Genomic DNA, 17872 nt, shown 5'->3' with positions numbered 1-17872 from the left:
TGATCGGATGCCCCTTCCTGTGCCATGCTCGATCCGTGACGAGCGAGCAAGCGCCGCCGGTCGGCACAGGGGCCGGCGCCGAGCCGGCGGCCCTGGCCAAGGTGGTGTCCCGGCAGCGCGCCGAGCTGGACCGGCTGCGGGACCAGGCGGCCGCCTCCGCCGTGGTGGAGCGGGCCACGGGCGCCCTGATGGCCACCACGGGCTGCGCCCCCGACGCCGCGCACGAGGCGCTGGCGCAGCGGGCCCGGGCCGGGAACCGCACGCTGCTGGAGGAGTGCTGGCTCACCCTCGGCGCCCTCATGCCCGTCGCGCCCCCGGCCGCCGACCCCGTCACCGAACCGCCCGCCCCGGTGGAACCCCGCAGGACGCCCGCCCCGCCCGGCACCGCCGAGACGCTCGGCCGCCTCGGCAAGGCCCTGGTGCACGTCGGCTCGCCGCAGGAACTGGCCGGCACGCTGCTCGACCAGCTGGCGCCCGGGACCGGCGCCGACGCGGTACTGCTGTACCGGCGACTGCCCGGCCAGGGACTCGAACTCATCGGGTACGCCGGTGTCGACGCGGCGCTCGCCGCCCGGTGGCACCGGGTACCGCCACTGAGCGGGTTCGCCCCGCTGGAGAGCCTCAAGACCGGTGCGCCCCTGTGGCTGGAACACTTCGCCCGGGACCGGCAGGACTACCAGCTCATCGACGAGCCGCCCGGTCGCTGGCTGTCCCGGGCCTGGCTGCCGGTCACGGCCGGGGACGCGGCCGGTGTGACCCTCGGTGTGCTGCGCCGGCACGGCGCGGTCTTCGATCCCGCGGAACGCGAGCTGCTGCGGGCCGTCGCCCGGCTGTGCGCGGGCCGGCTCACCTCTCTCGGCGCCCCGGCCGAACCGCCGGCCTCTGACTTCTCCCGGACGGTGCAGACGGTGCTGGACGCGCTGCCCGGAGCGGCGGTCCTGCTGACCCCGCTGCGCACCGCCATCGGGGAGGTCGAGGACTACCGCATCGAGGCGGCCACCCCGAACGCCGTCGACATCCTGGGCCGTACCGGCCGCGAGCTGGTCGGCGCGCACATCCTGGAGAGCTATCCCTCCGTCGCCGGGGAGTCGCTGTGGCAGGGGTATCTCAAGGCGCTCGACGGAGAGCCGTACGAGGGTGAGCCCTTCGTCCACGAGGAGGCCGTCGCGGGCGCGACCGTGCGGGGCGCCTACTCGGTACGGGCCTCGCGGCTCGGCGACGGGCTGCTGGTGACCTGGCTGCGGCACGACATGGAGGGGCGCCAGGAACAGCGCCTGGCGGACATGCAGCGGCTGGGCAACCTCGGCTGGGCGAACTGGAACCTGATCACCCGTCAGATCAACTGGTCGTCCCAGGTGTACACGATCCTGGGCCGTGACCCGGGACGCGGAGCGGTCGCGCTCGACCTGCTGCCGGACCTGGTGCTGCCCGAGGACGCGCACGCGCTGGCCCGCGCGGTCGCCGAACTCGCCCGCAACGGCGGCTCGTTCGACGTCCCGTTCCGTATCAGGACCGGCAACACGGTACGGCATCTGCGCGCCGTCGCAGAGGGGGTGACCGCCGCGGACGGCATGGTCGTCGAGGTGCACGGCTTCGTCCAGGACCTCACCGCGCAGCGCAGTGCCGAACTCGCCCTGGTGGACAGCGAGCGGGCGATCCTGATGCAGCGCGGCGTCCTGGAGGCCGAGCGCGCGCTGGCCACCCGGCTCCAGCACGCGCTGCTCCCGCTGCCCAGCGGGCCGGTGCGGCTGTGCGGACTGCGGGTCGAGGTCGCGTATCTGCCCGCGCAGGCGGGGGTGCACGTCGGCGGCGACTGGTTCAGCGCCATCGAACTCCCGGACGACTCCGCGCTGTTCGTCGTCGGCGACGTGGCGGGCCACGGCGTCGACGCCGTCGCGACGATGGCCCAGCTCCGGTTCACCGCCAAGGGCATGGTGACCACCGGCTCCTCGCTGACCGGTGCGCTCGCCCGGCTGAACTTCCTGCTCCTGCACTCGCGCGACAGCCAGTCCACCGCGACCCTCGTCCTCGCCCGGTACCAGCCCGCCGAGCGCCGGCTCGTCTGGGCCCAGGCGGGTCATCTGCCGCCGCTGCTGGTGCGCGCGGGTGAGGTCCGGCGGCTCGACCGCCCCGACGGCATGCTGCTCGGGGCCTCGGCGGATCCGGTCTACGAGTCCGCCGAGTTCCAGCTGGAGCCCGGCGACCGGCTGCTGATGTACACCGACGGCCTGGTGGAGCGGCTCGGCGAGGACATCGACCTGGGCCTGGCCCGCCTGGCCGAGGCCGTCCGCATCTCCGAACCCGGGTCCCTGGACGCGCTGCTCGCCGCGATGCTGGAGGGCGAACGGCGGGACGACGTGTGTGTGCTGGACATCCGGGTGCCGGTGGCGGACGAGGAGTAGCGGAGCGGCCGCGGCGGTCGGTCGTCGTCGCGGTGCCGCCAGTACCGGAACAGGCCCACCGCCAGGGCCGGCAGGAACACGGCGGGCAGCAGCAGGCCCGGGATGCGGGAGCCGTTCATCGGCATGGCCTTCGGGGCCGTTCGGCGTGACCTTCAGGGGTGTACCGGCGGCGCGAGGCCACCGGTGGCTGCCCCTGGTGACGCCCGCTCCCCGCACGTTCCCGGCGCTTCCTGATCCGTTGCCCGGCGTCGGAAGGCACCGGCCGGAACGGCCGGCGGGATCGCCCACCGGCCGTTCGGTGACGGTCGGCGGGATCGCCCACCGGCCGTTCGGTGCCGGTCAGCCGTCGGTCGGGCTGGTGCGCGACTCCAGGGCGCGGCGGGTGTCGTCGCCGTAGACGCCCCGCTCGTCGCCGCTGATGCCGTACCAGATCTGGAAGCGTTCCACGGCCGCGGTGAGGGCGGCGTCGTACGTTCCGCCGGTGGAGCCGTCGCGGTAGACGTCGGGGATGCGCAGCAGGCGCTGCTCCAGGTCGACGACCTCGGGGCCGGCGTCGCCCGCGCGGAGGGTGCCGGCGCCGTCGGGGTCGGTGGCCGTGTCCGACGCGGGCGGGGTGGTGGCCGGTGACGTGGTGGTGGACGGGGAGGGCTGGGCGGCCGCGGCGGTGCCCTCACGGCCGGGCAGCAGGAGTGCGCAGCCGAAGCCGACCAGGGCGGCCGCGCCGACGGCCACCACGGCGGCGGCCCGGCGCAGTCCCGGGCCGAAACCGAAGGCGCGGGGGGAGCGGGCGCCGTGGCCGTCCCGCCCGGTGCGCGGGCCGTCGACGACCGGCGGCAGCTCCTGGGTCTCGTCCTCCGTGCCGGCGTCGGGCCATCGTTCCCCCTCGAAGGCCTCGAAGCCCGCCGGACCCGGCTGTTTCCCGGCCTGTTTCCGGGGCTGCCTTCCGGACTGGTTCCCGGTCTGGCTCCCGGACTGCCTGCCGGTCTGGCTCCCGGCCTCTCTCGCCTTCTCGTCGGCCTCCGCCTCCTCCCGGATCTCGCGCATCAGCTCCGCGAGAGCGTCGAGTCGGCGGGGGCGCAGGACCCGGACCGGTTCCAGGATCGGCCCGCGGTGCGGTTGCTCAGGGTCGGGCGGTGTCGACAACACTGCTCTCCTTCCACGTCCCGTGCGCACGGGTGTCCGCGATCCCCGGGAACACATACGGCAGGACCGGTCCACCGGTTCAGCACGGGCCGGACCGGCGGCGGAGGAGTGCACTCAGTTCCCCACTGGGTGTGCACTGAGTGCCATGAGGTGCGGTGGAGTGCTACGTTCGCGTCCATGAGCTCCAGCAGCACCGCGCCGCACGCGAAGCCGCCCATGCGGGACGCCCTGGTCGCGGCGGCCTTCCGGCTGTTCCTGGAGCACGGCTACGAGCAGACGACCGTCGACGACATCGTCGCCCTGGCCGGGGTCGGACGGCGCTCGTTCTTCCGGTACTTCCCCTCCAAGGAGGACGTGGTCTTCCCCGACCACGAGGGCTGCCTGGCCGACATGACCGCCTTCCTGGCGGCGAGCGACCCGGAGTGCGAGCCGGTGCGGCGGGTGTGCGACGCGGCGCGGCTGGTGCTGCGGATGTACGCGGAGAACCCGACGTTCTCGGTGCAGCGCTACCGGCTGACCAAGAAGGTCCCGGGACTGCGCGCGTACGAGCTGTCGGTGGTGTGGCGCTACGAGCGCGCGCTGGCCGAGTATCTGCGGGGCCGGTACGCCGGCCGCCCGGACGGCACACTGCGGGCGGACGTGATCGCGGCGGCCGTGGTCGCGGCGCACAACAACGCGCTGCGCTCCTGGCTGCGTTCGGACGGCGAGGGGGACGCCGCGGCGACGGTCGACCACGCCCTCGGGTACGTGCAGACCGCGTTCGGCACCGAGACCGCGGGGCCCGCCGCGGGTGGTGAGCGGGCCGCGCTGTTCGGCACGCCGGTGGAGCATCCGGACGACGTGGTCGTCCTGGTCTCCCGGCGGGACGCCCCGCTGTGGCGGGTGGTGCAGGAGATCGAGACCGCGTTCGGCCGTGCCTGACGGCCCTGGCATCCGCTGATCCTCGCAGAATCCCCGCAATTTTGGGGTACGCAGTGCCTTTACGGCTGACACTGAGTGCCATACGCTGACGGCGTGCACGGTGGCACGGCGAACCGGGCACATGCGTGCGCGGCCGGGTCCGGGCACGCCGGATTCGGGTTTCCGGGCGAGCGCAGGGAGTTGACCAGCGTGTACCACCACTCAGCGAGCGCCGCGCAGTCGGCGGTCGGATTCGCGACGAGCGTTCTCGACCCCGCGCCCGCGGACCAGCGCCTCGCGGACCATCACAAGGACGCCATCGTCTTCCAGCGCTGCACCTGGTGCGGCACCGCCACGTACCACCGGCTGCTGTGTCCGGTCTGCCAGGGCAGCGAACTGCGTACGGAGCGCAGCGAGGGCACCGGTACGGTCCGCCACTCCACGGTGGTGCACCGCAACACGCCCGCCGCGCGCAACGTCTCCCTGATCGAGATGGCCGAGGGGTTCGTCGTGCGGGGCCGGGTCATGGGCCCGCCGATCGGCATCCACAGCGGCGACCGGGTCAGGCTCTCCACGGCCAAGGACCCGGTGCGGGGCGAGCCGGTCTTCCAACTGCTCGACGAGCCGTACCGGGCCTGGAGCTGACGGCCCGAAATCCGCTTGCACGGCAACCGGCGGCCTGGCGAGCATGCGTCCATGAGCGATGAATCGGCCCAGGTGGAGGCGGCGATCGCGGGCGAGCTGCGGCTCATGGACCCGGAGGTGCGCGCCTCGCGGGAACTCGCGGCCGAACTGCTGGACCCGCAGTTCGTGGAGGTCGGCGCGTCCGGCCGCCGGTACACGTACGAGCAGGCGCTCGGCGGACTCGCGGGCCGGGCCGGCGCCTCGAAGGACGGCCCACGCTACGAGCCCTCCGGCATGACCGGGGTGGTGCTCGCTCCCGGTCTGGTGCAGCTGACCTTCGAGGCCCGCCTCGGCGACCGCCGCTCCCGGCACAGCTCCCTGTGGCGCAGGCGCGACGGAGAGAGCGGCTGGCGGATGTACCACCACCACGCCACGGTCGTGCCACCCGGCGTCGCGTAGCGCGGCGGCACCTTCGCCGGGTGCCGCGCCTCCCGTACGTAACCAATCCCTCTTCCGGCACAGGCAACCCACAGACTTTCCTCTCCGTCCTCCGGGGGGCGAGGGGCTCCTCGGGACGGCCGGGGCGCCCGTACTCGCCTTCCGAGGAGGGAACATTGGTCCGTACCCGGCGCATATGGGTCACCGCGGCCGCGGTGCTCGCGCTCGTGGGAGGGGTGTCCGGCACCGCCGCGCACGCCCGGCCGGCCCCGGCGGCCGCCGAGTCCGGCGGGAAGCTGCCGCCGGGCTGGCGCATCGACGGGGGCCGCTCGGCGCCCCAACTGGTGTGGCGGTCCGGCAGACAGGTGCCGATGGGCGACGCACGGGTGGAATTCCGTGCGGGGGGACGGCTGTTGGGGGTGCCGAAGCCGGAGCGGGACGGACACACCTTCCGGCTCGGTCTCGAACCGGCCCGCGCCGGTGAGCTGACGGGTCTTCAGGTCTGGTCGGGCGGACGGCGGTTGGACACCCGGTCCGCGGCCACCGAGGCACCCGCGGCGGCCGCCCGGCCACCGGCCCCACTGCCCGCCGGCCCGGTGGATCCGGGCAGGCCCGGCCGCTACCGCACGACCACCGGCGAGTACCGGCTCAAGCCGGTGCGCCTGCCCGGGTTCTCCGTCCCGGTGGAGATGAGCGCCGTGGTGGTCGCCCCCACCGGCGTCACCGGCCCGCGCCCGCTCGCGCTGTTCCTGCACGGCCGCCACGCCACCTGTTACACCCCGCACGGCGACGACGGGCAGGCCTCCGGCGCCTGGCCCTGCCCGGCCGGGACGCTCCCGATACCGAGTCACCGGGGCTACCTCCGCGACCAGCGGCTGCTGGCGTCCCAGGGCTATGTGACCGTGTCGATCTCGGCGAACGGGATCAACGGCCAGGACTGGCAGGCCGAGGACGGCGGCGCCCAGGCCCGTTCCTCGCTGATCCGACTGCACCTTGGCCACTGGGCCGACTGGGCACGGAACCCGCGGCAGGCACCGCCGATCGTCCGCGGCGCACCGCGCGCCGACCTGTCCCGGGTACTGCTGATCGGGCACTCGCGCGGCGGCGAAGGTGTGAACCGGGCCGCGCTGGACAGTCTCTATCCCCCGCCGGCCGACCAGGACGGCTACCACGGGAAGGTGCGCTGGCACGTCAGCGGCACCGTACTGATCGGCCCCACCGTCTTCGGCCAGAACCCGGTTCCGGACGTCCCGTCGCTCACCGTCCTGCCGGGCTGCGACGGCGACGTCTCCGACCTGCAGGGCGAGATGTACGTCGACGGCACCCGTGCGGTCAGCACCGGCAGGGCCCTGCACAGCGCGGTCTACGTGATCGGCGCCAACCACAACTTCTTCAACACCGAATGGACGCCGGGACAGGCGCAGGCTCCGGCGGAGGACGACTTCTACGACGACCCCGACCAGCGGGACCCCGTCTGCTCCCCGGGGACCGCGACCCGGCTGACCGCCGACCAGCAGCACCGGGCGGGCTCGACGTACATCGCGGCGGCGGCCCGGCTGTTCGTCGCGGGGGACGACAAGGTGCGTCCGCTGCTGGACGGTTCGGGGCGGCGGGCACCTTCGGCGGATCCGGTGCGGGTGCTGAGCCACGCGGTCGGCGCGAACCGTGGCGCCGGGTTCCTGCCGGACGGCAAGGTGACCGTGAGCGGCGGCCGGCTGTGCGCCGCGGCCGATCCGGACCCGGCGGCGGCCTGCCTGGGCGAGGGCACCGAGGGCGGCTCGCCGCACTTCGCCCAGTGGGAGACGGCACGGGAGTCAGGGCGGAACGCGGTCGCACTGCGCTGGACGTCCGCGGGCGCCACGACCCGCGTCACGGTGGCGCGGCCGGTCTCCCTCCGGGGCGCCGAGGCGCTCGCGCTCCGGGTCTTCGTGCCCCCGAACACCCGGGGCACCCGGTTCGACGTGACCGTCACCGACACGCACGGACACCGGGCCGGCCTCGGCCGGGTCCGGGTCGACGGGCTGCCCGGCAGCGGGCGCACCGCGTCCTACTGGGCGCGTGAACTGCGGGTACCGCTGACCGCCGCCCATCGGGCCGGGGTCGAGCTCAGCTCGGTCAAGTCCCTTGAGCTGACCGCTCGTTCGGCCTCGGGGCGGGCCTGGCTGATGGACGCCTGGGGCTGGCGGCCGGGCACTCCGGCGGTACGGGCGGCCACGCTGCCGCGCGTCGACGTCGGCCGTCTCAGGGTCGACGAGGGCGACTCGGGCGTACGCACGTACCACGTTCCGGTGCGGGTGTCCGGGCACGGCAGCGGGCAGGTCCGGGTGTACGTCGTCGACCCGGCGACCGGCACCGCGAAGGACCGCCTGGTCACCGTACGGCCCGGCGGCCACGCCGCCGACGTACCGGTCCAGGTGCGGGGCAACACCCGCTATGGCGCCGACCTGCCGTACGACGTGCTGGTCAAGGCCGTCCACGGGGCGGTCGTCGGCTCCTACCGGGGCGGGCTGACCGTGCACGACGACGACCCGGCGCCCTCCGTCACCGTGACCCCGCTCGCGGACAAGGTGACGGAGGGTTCGGCGCTGAAGTGGCGGATCTCGCTGTCGGAGGCCGCGGACACGGACATCGGTGCGCTGTTCGTCCCGGTCCCGCCCGGCGATGGCGCTCCCGAGCTGTCCACCAAGGACGTCGACCCGCAGTGGCTGGCCGACGTCTCGGGCGCCGCACCGGACCCCGAGCGGCCGCTGTCCAAGGTGGACGGCCTCGGTCTGTGGCTGGACATCCCGGCCGGCCGGACCAGCCTCGACGTGTCGGTGCCCACCGTCGCGGACCGGGTCGGTGAGCCGGCCGAGTCGGTCGGCTTCCGGCAGACCGGCGACGACGGTACGCCGCTGCCGGACGGCCTGCTGCTCAACGGCACGGTGCTGGACGCCTCTTAGCGCTCCTCGCGCCCCTAGCGCCCCTCGCACGCCCGGACGCGTCCGCGCCCCTCACCCGGCCGGACGCGCCTCGGACTTCTCCCGTGGCCGGACGCGCCTCGGACTTCTCCCGTGGCCGGACGCGCCTCGGGCTTCCCGCCCGGCCGGACGCGCCTCGGGCTTCCCGCCCGGCCGGACGCGTGTCCCGGGCCTCGCGCGACGGACGCGTCTTACGCTCCTCGTGCCCCGGGGAGACACGGCCTCCTCAGGGCGCGAGGGTCACCCGGATGCCGACGGTGCCCTCGCGGCCGCGCCGCAGCCTGCTGCCGAGCAGGGTGAGGCGTCCGGTGATGCCGTACTTGCGGGCGATCAGGTCGCGGTAGCGGGCGGTGGTGGCCCCGTCGGTGATCTCGGCGGTGGCCGGGACCGGGTCGCCGGTCGGCCGTCCGCGCAGGTCGCAGGGGCCGACCCGGACATCGGCGCGGCGGCGGATCCGCTTGACCTTCCACGAGTCGGCGGTCGTCCAGACGCCGAGCGTGTCTCCGTCCCGCACCACCCAGACCGGGGTGGGCACGGGGCTGCCGTCCTTGCGGAAGCTGGTGACGAGCAGGTACTTGCCGGCGCCGAGCCGGTCGAGGTCGGTCCCGGTGGTGTCGTCCATGCCGGAAGTGTAGGGGGCACCCCCGCCGCGCGGTGCCTCAGACCAGGGCCGCCGCCATCCGCCGTACCGCTTCCGTGATCACCTCGGGCGAGGTGGCGAGGTTGAGCCGTACGTGCCCGGCGCCGCCCGTGCCGAAGGGGATCCCGGAGTTGACGGCGACCCGGCCGCGTGCCAGGAAGACCTCGGCCGGATCGTCGCCGAGTCCGAGGGCACGGCAGTCGAGCCAGGCGAGGTAGGTGGCCTCGGCGGGCCGGTACCGGACCGCGGGCAGGTGGCGGTCGAGGAGGCCGGCGAGCAGACGCCGGTTCTCGTCCAGGCCCACGAGCAGGGCGTCCAGCCAGGCGGTGCCGTCGGCGAGGGCGGCCGTGTGCGCGATGACGCCGATGTGACTGGGGCCGTGGCTCACCTCCTCCGGGAGCCGGGCGAGGTCGGTGGCGGCCCCGGGTCCGGCGACGGCGAGCGCGGCCTTCAGGCCCGCCAGGTTCCAGGCCTTGGACGCCGACATCAGGGACAGTCCGCGCTCGGCGCCCGGCACGCTCAGATACGGGACGAAGTCGACGCCGGGGGCGGTGAGCGGCGCGTGGATCTCGTCGGCGACGATCCGGACGCCGTACCGCTCGGCGAGTTCCGTCACGGCGGTGAGTTCCTCGGCGGTGTGGACGGTGCCGGTCGGGTTGTGCGGGCTGCACAGCAGATGGGCGGCCCGCCCGCCGCCGAGCCCGCCGAACGCGTCCTCCAGGACGTCGAGGTCGATACGCCCGTCGCCGCCCAGCGGGGCCTCCACCACCCGCCGGTCCATGTGCTCGATGAACTGGTAGAAGGGCGGATACACCGGCGAGTTGACGACCACCGGGTCGCCGGGCCCGGTGACCAGTCTCAGCATCTCGACCACCCCGAGCATCACGTCGGGGACGATCGCGGTCCGGGCCACGTCCAACCCGTGCCAGCCCCAGCGCTTCGCGGCGAACGCGGCGAGCGCCTCGGCGTAGCCGGTGCCCGCCGGGTAGCCGGTGTCCCCGAGTTCCATCGCATCCGTGACCGCGCGGACGACCGGCCCGGCGAGCGGCACGTCCATCTCCGCCACCCACACCGGGAGCACGTCCTGCGGATAGGTGCGCCATTTCATGCTGGTACGGCGTCGCAGCCGGTCGAGGGTGAGGGCGCGCAGCGGGTTCGGTTCGTCCGGGTTCTCCTGCGGGATGCTGGTCATGGGGTCAAGATAGGCGGCCCCCGGGTGCCCGGGAACGCGCCCGGACGGCCATGTCGTGCCGCCATGGGATCGCAAAGATCACCCTCGTGGTGAACACCCCCGCGTCCGGGCCCGTATGGAGAGCAGGGCGCTCGACGACCGGAGGGCCCCGCGGTGTCCGCACCGCGCGTTCGGGGTTTCGGGAGCCATGGATGAGGCACGCACGACGACGGGTCGTCCGGCGGGGGACACAGCTGGCGGCGGTCGGCGGACTCCTTCTGGGAGGCGCGATGGTCACCACGGCCATGGCGAGCGAGACTCCCGGCACGTCCGCCGTCCCGTTCAGCTCCGCGACCCAGGCCGGTGACACCGGCGCCGCGCTGGTGGCCGAGCTCGGTACGGCCCGTACGGCGGGCAGTTGGATCGGCGCCGACGGCAAGCCGGTGGTCGCGGTGACCGACGAGCGGGCCGCGGCGATGGTGAAGCAGGCGGGCGCCGAGCCCAAGATGGTGTCGCACAGCATGAACGAGCTGAAGGCGGCCACCGCCACGCTCCATGGGGCACCGCGGGTGGCCGGCACCGCGTGGGCGGTGGACTACCGGACCAACCGGGTGATGGTGGAGGCCGACAGCACGGTCTCGGCCTCCGACTGGTCGGACCTGAGCCGGGTCGCCGCGGGCATCGGCAGCTTTGTGCGGATGCAGCGCTCCCAGGGCACGTTCTCCCCCCGGCTCAACGGGGCGCAGCCGATCCTGTCGACGGGCGGCCGCTGTTCGGCGGGGTTCAACGTCACCAACGGACAGACCGACTTCATCCTCACCGCCGGTCACTGCGGTCCCGCCAACACCATCTGGTTCGACGACAGCCAGGGCAACCAGCAGCTGGGCACCACGATCAACACCCAGTTCCCGGGCAACGACTTCTCACTGATCCAGTACGCCGGCGGCAAGGCCGGTGACAACGCGGACGTGGTCGCCATCGGCAACGGCCAGGGCGTGCGGATCACGGGGGCGGCCGATCCGACGGTCGGGCAGAAGGTGTTCCGCAGCGGCTCCACCAGCGGGCTGCACGACGGTACGGTGACCGCGCTCAACGCGACCGTCAACTACCCCGAGGGCACGGTCACCGGGCTCATCCAGACGAACGTGTGCGCCGAACCGGGCGACAGCGGCGGCCCGTTGTTCTCCGAGGGCATCGCGCTGGGCGTGACCTCGGGCGGCAGCGGCGACTGCACCGCGGGCGGGGTGACGTTCTTCCAGCCGGTGACGCGGGCGATGGCGGCGCTGAACGTGCAGTTGATCGCGCCGACGCAGAACGCGGCCGGGGGGCAGGGCGCCTCACCGGCACCGTCGGCGGCCGCGACCCACAGCGCGATCGCGCCGAGCGCGGCCTCGCCGGGTTCGTCGGCGCCGGTCGGCTCCTCGGACGACACCAGCCTGGTCGCCCGGCTCACGGACACCCGTAATGTCGGTCCGGGCCTGCTGGTGATCGGGGGCAGCCTGGTCGCCCTGGTCGCGACCCGCTACTTCCGGGCGGAGCAGGACCGTAAGGCCTACCAGCGCTACTACTCGGCTACTTGGGGCTGACGGCGGGGCCCGGGGAGGCTCCGGAAGGGCCCACGGGGCCACGAGAAGGGCACCCGTCCCGACGGGTGCCCGGGACGGGCGGTCAGGCCGCCTGGTCCGGCTGGTGCGGGGAGGCGGCCGCCCATTCGAGGACGAGCCGCTGGTATTCCTCGCGCTGCTCGGTGCTCAGTGTCCCGCCCGACCGGAGCCACAGGGCCCGGATCTCCTCGTTGACCTCGTCGGCCGATCGCTCGGTGACGGCTTCAACAGTGGTGGACATGGTGTGAAGCATATGCCGATCGACGTGAAGGCGCCGTGAGTAAGTACGACCGATATGGACATATCGGACCGTGTTAATCATCACGTCAATGACTCGGGGAGAAAGGGGAGTTAGATACCGGGCAACGGCGGGCGTCCGGGCGGAAACGGCAGTTCAGGCCCCGTCGCCGCCGAGCACGAGTACCTGGATCGCCAGCACGGCCGCGCCGCGCGCCCAGTCGTGGAAGTCGGAGACCTTGGTCTCCAGGTGGATCGGCGCCGCGAGCGGATGCCGGTGGGCGCGGACGGTGTCCCGCACCGTGTCCCCGGCCACCTCCATCAGGCCGACCCCTTCCCCGGCGAGCAGGATCTTCTGCGGCATGACGAAGTTGGCGATGTGCGCGAGCAGGGTGCCCAGCGCCCGGCCGGCCTCGCCGATCACCCGCGCGGACATCGGCTCGCCCGCCGCGGCGCGCGCGAGGATCTCCTCGTAGGACGCGTCCTGGCCGGTGGCGGCGCCGATCTGGTAGCGGATGCTGGGGATGGTGAGCAGCGACACGGCGCTGCCGCGCTCGCCCTGGGGGGTCAGCGGCCCCTGCGGGTCGATGATCCAGTGCCGGCCGAAGCCCCGGTCCTCCTCGGCGTACGGCACCCGCCGGCCGCCGAGCACCAGCCCGTAGCCGATACCGGCGCCGATGGTCAGGACGACGAAACGGTCGAGTCCACGTCCGGCGCCGAACCAGGTCTCGGCCTCGACCAGGGCGGCCACGTCGTTCTCCACCACGACCGGCAGCCCGGTGCGCCGCCGCACCAGCTCCGCCAGCGGGACGTCACGCCAGCGCAGGTACGGCGACTCACCGACCACCGCATGCTCGCGCACGAACCCGCCGACGCCGATGCCGACGCCCGCGACGGCGGGGTGCCGGGCGCCCAGCTCCGCGGCCATCCGGGCCAGCAGGTCGGCGACCTCCTCGGGGTCGTGGCTGGTGAGCGGCCGGTCGAGGCGGGCGACGATGTCGCTGCGCAGGGTGGTGACGACGCCGTACACCGTCTCGTCGGTGACCTTGAAGCCGAGAAAGAGGCGGGACTCGGCGACCACGTCCAGCGGCTGCGAGGGACGGCCCTGGCGCGTCTCGGCGGGGGCGCCCGCCCAGGGGGCCTCGACGAGTAGCCCGGACTCGATGAGCGGTTTGGTGAGGCGGGTGAGGCTGCCCTGGGAGAGGTTCAGCCGGCGGGCCAGCTCGGTGCGCGACAACGGGCCGTGCACGAGCGCCTCGATCGCCACGGAGCGTTCCGCGGGGCTCAGCGGCAGCCAGTCGGACACGGCATCCATTTCCTTTCGCGTCTGAAGTAACTTGGTCAACCCTACCGTGCGCCGGGTGCGCCGCAGAAGCGCCCTTCTGACGTCCTTCCTACTTCCGCCCGCCCCTTGACGGCGAGATTCTTCCGAAGCAAAAGTAACCACCATGACTTTCTCACTCGGCATCGTCGGTGCCGGCCAGTTCTCCGGCCAGTTCGCCACGCTGTTCCAGGCCCATCCCGGCGTCGGTGACGTGTACGTCACCGACCTGCTGCCCGAGCGGGCGGAGCAGCTCGCCGCCGCCCAGCGACTGGCGGGGACCTTCCCGTCGTACGAGGCGATGCTGGAGTCGGCGGACGTCGACGCGGTCGCGATCTTCACCCAGCGCTGGACGCACGGCCCGCTGGTCCTGGCGGGCCTGAACGCCGGCAAGCACGTGTACTCGGCGGTTCCCATGGCGATCACCGCCGAGGAGATCGCGGCGATCATCGACGCGGTCAGGGCGACCGGCCTGACGTACATGATGGGCGAGACCAGCCAGTACAACCCGGCGACCGTGCACGCCCGCAACCAGATCGCCGAGGGCGCCTTCGGGCGGCTGTTCTACGCCGAGGGCGACTACGTCCACGACATGGACCTCGGCTTCTACGACGCGTACCGCTACAGCGGGGGCGACAACTGGAAGGCGACCGCCAGCTATCCCCCGCTGCTCTATCCGACGCACGCGGTGGGTGGGGTGCTCGGCGCCTGGCAGACGCACGCGGTGAGCGTGTCGGCGATCGGGGTGGTGGACGACCGCGGCGACGGCGTCTTCGACAAGGACGTCAGCCAGTTCGGCAACGACGTGTCCAACGCCACCGCGCTGTTCGAGGTCGCCGGCGGCGGTTCGTTCCGCACGAACGAGTTCCGGCGGGTGGGCTACCCGTCGCACATCCGCGAATCACGCTTCCGGTTCTTCGGGACCGAGGCCAGCATGGAGCAGCTGGCGACGGTGGCGCTGTGGCAGGACAAGAAGGGCGTGAAGGACATCAGCGAGCTCCTCGAGCCCAAGCCCACCATGTCGCCCGACGATCCCTCGCTCCAGCACATCGCGCCGGAGCTGCGGGCGGCCTTCACCTCCGGGTCGGCGCCGGTGCACGACCGGGAGCGGCTGCCGCGGGAGTTCGACACGCTGCACAACGGGCATGAGGGCAGCCACCACTTCCTGGTCGACGACTTCGTGACGGCCGTCAACACGCGCGCCCTGCCGACGGTCAACGCGTGGGTCGCCGCCCGCTACACCCTGCCGGGCATCATCGCGCACGAGTCCGCGCGGCAGGGTGGGGCCAGGCTGGAGATCCCGGACTTCGGGGACGCCCCGGAGAGCTGAGCCGGGGCGCCGGCCGGGGCCGGGTGCCGTCAGGTGCCCGGCTTGCGGCCGTACACGTAGACGTCGTCGCCGTTCTTCAGCAGGGACCAGTACTTCTTGGCGTCCTTGGTGGTCATGTTGACGCAGCCGTGCGAACCCGGCGGGTTCCACATGCTGAGACCCACCGAGTGGAAGGCCTGGCCGCCGTCGAAGAACTGGCTGTAGGGCATCGGCACGTTGTACACGGACGAGACGTGGTCGATGTCACGCCAGTAGATCTTCTTCAGACCGGTCCGGGTCTCGTACCCGTTGCGGCCGGTACGGACCGGCACCGGGCCGTAGACCAGCTTGTTGCCGTCCTGGACCCAGCTCAGCTGGAGCGTGAGGTTCACGCAGGCGATGCGCCCCTTGTTGGTGGGGCACTTGCCGTCCTTGTTCGGCTTGTCGCCGACGGCCTTCTGCTTGTTCATCAGGTCCATCACGCCCCAGGTGACGGGGCCGGCGTAGCCGATGTCGGGCGTGATGCCGTGCTTGTCCTGGAAGGCCTTGATCGCCTTGCAGTCGGCGGCGGACTGCTTGCCGTCCACCGGCCGGCCGAGGAACTTCTCCACCTGCTTCTGGTACGGCCCCGCCTGCGTGGTGCAGCTCGCGGCCTGGGCCGGAGCCGAGGTGAGGGCGAGCGTGAGCGGTGCCACCAGTCCGGTGACGCCGAGTACGACGACACCTCGTCTACGTATGTCCCCCATGTGAAGTATGTCTCCTTCCTGTGTCCTGCGATCTCGTGGTCCTAGACCGGTCGATCGAGGGCATTGGTTGTAGCACCGGCCGGGCTGTGACGAAACGGTTAACTTCGGCGTCGTGGGCGCGGGCGGCCTAGGCTGCCGTCCATGCACCGCATGCTTGCCGACGATCTCGCCCGGTTGCCCGAACTCCTGCGGTCGGCGCGTGACGCGGCCGCCCGTGCGCTGGCCGGGCTGGACGAACGGCCGGTGGCCGCGCTCGGCCCCGTACCCGCGCGGGCGGCGCTGCCCGAGCGGGGGGAGGGCGGGGAGGGCGCGCTGGCCCGGTTCACCGAGCGGTGGGCGCCGGGTCTGTCCGCCTCGGCCGGCCCACGCTACCTCGGTTTCGTCACCGGCGGTGTGACGCCCGCCTCCCTCACCGGCGACTGGCTGACCTCGGCGTACGACCAGAACGCGGCCGGGGCCGCCGGCTCCTGGGGTACCGCCCTGGAACGCGAGACGGTGGCCTGGCTGGCCGAACTGTTCGGGCTCGGCGAGGCGCACAGCGGGGCGTTCGTGACCGGGGCCACGATGTCCAACACGGTCGGTCTGGCGATCGCCCGGGAGTGGCTCGGGGAGCGGCTGGGGGTGGACGTCTCCCGGGCGGGCGCCGCCGCGCTGGGCCCGGTCGACGTGCTCTCCGGCAGCCCGCACTCCAGCGTCGGCAAGGCGCTGTCGGTGCTCGGTATCGGGCGGGACCGGCTGCGGCCGGTGCCGCTGCTGCCCGGCAACCGGGAGGCGGTGGACGTGACCGCGCTCGACGCGGAGCTGGCCGCGCTCCAGGGGCGGCCGGCGATCGTCGTCGCCAACGCCGGCACGGTGAACACCGTCGACTTCGACGACCTGCGGGCGATCGCCGCGCTGAGGGAGCGTCACGACTTCTGGCTGCACGTCGACGCCGCGTTCGGCGCCTTCGCCGCCCTCTCCCCCGCCCACGCCCCGCTGGTCGCCGGTCTGGACGCGGCCGACTCGGTCTGTGTGGACCTGCACAAGTGGCTCAACGTCCCCTACGACGCAGCCGTGCAGTTCACCCGGCGCCGCGACCTCCAGGTGGCCGTCTTCCACAACGAGTCCCCCTATCTGGGGCCGCCGACCGGCGACCCGGACTTCCTGCACCTCACCCCGGAGACCTCCCGCCGGATGCGGGCGCTGCCGGCCTGGTTCTCCCTGACGGCCTACGGCCGTGCCGGGTACCGCGAGATCGTCGAGCGCAACGTCACCGAGGCCGGGCGCCTCGGCGTGGGCATCGACGCCCTCCCGGACCTGCGCCTGCTGGCGCCGGTCCGGCTCAACGTGGTCTGTTTCACCCTCGCCGAGAACCCCACGCAGGAGCGGGTGGACGCCCTGGCCCGGGCGCTGGCCGCGTCCGGGGAGACGTTCCTCACCCCGACGGTGTACGGCGGGGTGCCGGCGCTGCGGGCGGCGTTCAGCAACTGGCGGACCACCGAGGACGACACCCGGCGGGTGCTGGCCGCGGTCACGGCGGCGTCAGCCGCCCTGTGAGGCGTGCCGGGCCTCCCGGTGCGGCCGCAGCGCCGCGTGGAAGCCGCTGTGGACCGCGGTGAGACCGCCGTCGACGCGGAGCGTGGTGCCGGTGATCCAGGCGGCGTCCCGGGAGGCGAGGAAGGCGACGGCCGCGGCGACATCGGCCGGCTCGCCGACCCGCCCGAGCGGGTAGAGCGGCCGGAGGGCGTCGAGTTCGTCCTCCCGTCCCGCCCAGGCCGAGGTGCGGACCGTGCCCGGCTCCACCAGGTTGACCCGGACCCCGCGCGCGGCGGCGTGCCCGGCGAGGGTACGGGTCAGCGAGCCCAGCCCGGCCTTGGCGGCGCTGTAGGCGTGGTTGCCGAAGTCGGCCCCGGCGTTGACCGAGCCGATGGTGACGACGGCGCCCCTCCCGGAGGCGGCCAGGTGCGGCAGGGCGGCCCGGCAGCAGCGGTGCACGCCGGTGAGGGTGATGTCGAGGTCGAGGTCCCAGCCGTCGTCCGGCTGGTCCTCGAAGAGCGGGACGTCCGGGGTGCAGTGCGCGGCACAGTTCACCAGCACGTCGAGGCGGCCGAAGGCACCGACGGCACGGTCGACGGCCGCCGCCACGGAGTCGCGGTCGGCCACGTCGCAGCCGAACGCCTCGACCGCCAGCCCCTGTTCGCGCAGGGCGGCCGCCGTCCGCTCCGCCTCCGGCAGGTCCCGGTCGGTCGCCAGCACCCGTGCGCCCTCCTCGGCCAGCCGCCGGGCGACGGCCGCGCCGATGCCGCGGGCCGCGCCCGTGACGAGAACCCCGTGTCCCGCGAAGCGATTGAGTCCGGTCATGGCAACGACCGTACGGGCCAAAGGATCAACAGGACAG

General features: G+C 73.4%; 15 protein-coding genes. 8 read left to right on the top strand and 7 right to left on the bottom strand.

From position 1 onward, the window contains the following. The first annotated feature begins 35 nt into the window (after positions 1 to 35). On the top strand, positions 36 to 2402 hold the full coding sequence (locus ACWDGI_RS08795) for a SpoIIE family protein phosphatase (RefSeq protein ID WP_450756806.1): 2367 nt from the start codon (positions 36 to 38) through the stop codon (positions 2400 to 2402). Positions 2403 to 2741: 339 nt separating this feature from the next. Here the strand turns inward: ACWDGI_RS08795 and ACWDGI_RS08790 are convergent, their stop codons facing one another. Next, complete coding sequence (locus ACWDGI_RS08790) at positions 2742 to 3548, bottom strand: peptidoglycan-binding protein (protein WP_450756804.1); 807 nt, start codon at positions 3546 to 3548, stop codon at positions 2742 to 2744. Positions 3549 to 3722: 174 nt separating this feature from the next. Here ACWDGI_RS08790 and ACWDGI_RS08785 point away from each other — a divergent pair, with 174 nt between their 5' ends. The 4 genes from ACWDGI_RS08785 to ACWDGI_RS08770 all read left to right on the top strand — a co-directional run bounded on the left by ACWDGI_RS08785 (position 3723) and on the right by ACWDGI_RS08770 (position 8449). Beyond that, the gene (locus tag ACWDGI_RS08785) at positions 3723 to 4466 is read left to right on the top strand and encodes a TetR family transcriptional regulator (protein ID WP_450756802.1); all 744 of its coding nucleotides are present in this window, start codon (positions 3723 to 3725) and stop codon (positions 4464 to 4466) included. Between the two features lie 189 nt (positions 4467 to 4655). Beyond that, entirely contained in the window at positions 4656 to 5090 is a 435-nt protein-coding gene (locus ACWDGI_RS08780; RefSeq protein ID WP_450756800.1) for a Zn-ribbon domain-containing OB-fold protein, read from the top strand. A 51-nt stretch (positions 5091 to 5141) separates the two neighbouring features. After that, positions 5142 to 5528: a nuclear transport factor 2 family protein gene (locus ACWDGI_RS08775; protein WP_450756798.1), complete on the top strand. Its 387-nt coding sequence runs from the start codon at positions 5142 to 5144 to the stop codon at positions 5526 to 5528. Between the two features lie 155 nt (positions 5529 to 5683). Further along, positions 5684 to 8449: a hypothetical protein gene (locus tag ACWDGI_RS08770; protein WP_450756796.1), complete on the top strand. Its 2766-nt coding sequence runs from the start codon at positions 5684 to 5686 to the stop codon at positions 8447 to 8449. A gap of 244 nt (positions 8450 to 8693) precedes the next feature. Here the strand turns inward: ACWDGI_RS08770 and ACWDGI_RS08765 are convergent, their stop codons facing one another. After that, positions 8694 to 9089: a PPOX class F420-dependent oxidoreductase gene (locus ACWDGI_RS08765; protein WP_450756794.1), complete on the bottom strand. Its 396-nt coding sequence runs from the start codon at positions 9087 to 9089 to the stop codon at positions 8694 to 8696. Between the two features lie 37 nt (positions 9090 to 9126). Beyond that, a complete protein-coding gene (locus ACWDGI_RS08760) occupies positions 9127 to 10299 on the bottom strand; it encodes a MalY/PatB family protein (protein ID WP_450756792.1) in 1173 nt (390 codons plus the stop codon). Positions 10300 to 10490: 191 nt separating this feature from the next. Between ACWDGI_RS08760 and ACWDGI_RS08755 the strand changes: the two genes are divergently transcribed. Then, entirely contained in the window at positions 10491 to 11864 is a 1374-nt protein-coding gene (locus ACWDGI_RS08755) for a S1 family peptidase (RefSeq protein WP_450756790.1), read from the top strand. Between the two features lie 82 nt (positions 11865 to 11946). Here the strand turns inward: ACWDGI_RS08755 and ACWDGI_RS08750 are convergent, their stop codons facing one another. Both ACWDGI_RS08750 and ACWDGI_RS08745 read right to left on the bottom strand, forming a co-directional pair. Further along, a complete protein-coding gene (locus ACWDGI_RS08750) occupies positions 11947 to 12135 on the bottom strand; it encodes a hypothetical protein (protein ID WP_351323903.1) in 189 nt (62 codons plus the stop codon). Positions 12136 to 12276: 141 nt separating this feature from the next. After that, positions 12277 to 13434, bottom strand: coding sequence for an ROK family protein (locus ACWDGI_RS08745; RefSeq protein WP_450756788.1), 1158 nt, complete (start codon positions 13432 to 13434; stop codon positions 12277 to 12279). 133 nt (positions 13435 to 13567) lie between these two features. Here ACWDGI_RS08745 and ACWDGI_RS08740 point away from each other — a divergent pair, with 133 nt between their 5' ends. After that, positions 13568 to 14770, top strand: coding sequence for a Gfo/Idh/MocA family protein (locus ACWDGI_RS08740; RefSeq protein WP_450756786.1), 1203 nt, complete (start codon positions 13568 to 13570; stop codon positions 14768 to 14770). 29 nt (positions 14771 to 14799) lie between these two features. Here the strand turns inward: ACWDGI_RS08740 and ACWDGI_RS08735 are convergent, their stop codons facing one another. Then, positions 14800 to 15495 carry a L,D-transpeptidase family protein gene (locus tag ACWDGI_RS08735; RefSeq protein ID WP_450756784.1) on the bottom strand — a complete coding sequence of 232 codons (696 nt, stop codon included), beginning with the start codon at positions 15493 to 15495 and terminating at the stop codon, positions 14800 to 14802. A 141-nt stretch (positions 15496 to 15636) separates the two neighbouring features. Here ACWDGI_RS08735 and ACWDGI_RS08730 point away from each other — a divergent pair, with 141 nt between their 5' ends. After that, positions 15637 to 17031, top strand: a complete 1395-nt coding sequence (locus ACWDGI_RS08730; RefSeq protein ID WP_450756782.1) for a pyridoxal phosphate-dependent decarboxylase family protein — start codon at positions 15637 to 15639, stop codon at positions 17029 to 17031. On the opposite strand, the gene ACWDGI_RS08725 is transcribed toward ACWDGI_RS08730, so the two are convergent. Beyond that, positions 17017 to 17835, bottom strand: a complete 819-nt coding sequence (locus tag ACWDGI_RS08725; RefSeq protein ID WP_450756780.1) for an SDR family NAD(P)-dependent oxidoreductase — start codon at positions 17833 to 17835, stop codon at positions 17017 to 17019. The genes ACWDGI_RS08730 and ACWDGI_RS08725 overlap by 15 nt on opposite strands. Positions 17836 to 17872 lie beyond the last annotated feature (37 nt).

This window comes from Streptomyces sp. NPDC001220 (assembly GCF_053597895.1).
The sequence above is the reverse complement of the archived record's forward strand: the minus strand, read 5'-3'. Positions and strand labels throughout refer to the sequence as shown.

What these genes read in the sequence shown, in the direction of transcription:
- ACWDGI_RS08785 (WP_450756802.1), top strand. Translation starts at nt 3,723, where the DNA reads ATGAGCTCCAGCAGCACCGCGCCGCACGCGAAGCCGCCCATGCGGGAC.
- ACWDGI_RS08775 (WP_450756798.1), top strand. Translation starts at nt 5,142, where the DNA reads ATGAGCGATGAATCGGCCCAGGTGGAGGCGGCGATCGCGGGCGAGCTG.
- ACWDGI_RS08765 (WP_450756794.1), bottom strand. Translation starts at nt 9,089, where the DNA reads ATGGACGACACCACCGGGACCGACCTCGACCGGCTCGGCGCCGGCAAG.
- ACWDGI_RS08760 (WP_450756792.1), bottom strand. Translation starts at nt 10,299, where the DNA reads ATGACCAGCATCCCGCAGGAGAACCCGGACGAACCGAACCCGCTGCGC.
- ACWDGI_RS08755 (WP_450756790.1), top strand. Translation starts at nt 10,491, where the DNA reads ATGAGGCACGCACGACGACGGGTCGTCCGGCGGGGGACACAGCTGGCG.
- ACWDGI_RS08750 (WP_351323903.1), bottom strand. Translation starts at nt 12,135, where the DNA reads ATGCTTCACACCATGTCCACCACTGTTGAAGCCGTCACCGAGCGATCG.
- ACWDGI_RS08745 (WP_450756788.1), bottom strand. Translation starts at nt 13,434, where the DNA reads ATGGATGCCGTGTCCGACTGGCTGCCGCTGAGCCCCGCGGAACGCTCC.
- ACWDGI_RS08740 (WP_450756786.1), top strand. Translation starts at nt 13,568, where the DNA reads ATGACTTTCTCACTCGGCATCGTCGGTGCCGGCCAGTTCTCCGGCCAG.
- ACWDGI_RS08735 (WP_450756784.1), bottom strand. Translation starts at nt 15,495, where the DNA reads ATGGGGGACATACGTAGACGAGGTGTCGTCGTACTCGGCGTCACCGGA.
- ACWDGI_RS08730 (WP_450756782.1), top strand. Translation starts at nt 15,637, where the DNA reads ATGCACCGCATGCTTGCCGACGATCTCGCCCGGTTGCCCGAACTCCTG.
- ACWDGI_RS08725 (WP_450756780.1), bottom strand. Translation starts at nt 17,835, where the DNA reads ATGACCGGACTCAATCGCTTCGCGGGACACGGGGTTCTCGTCACGGGC.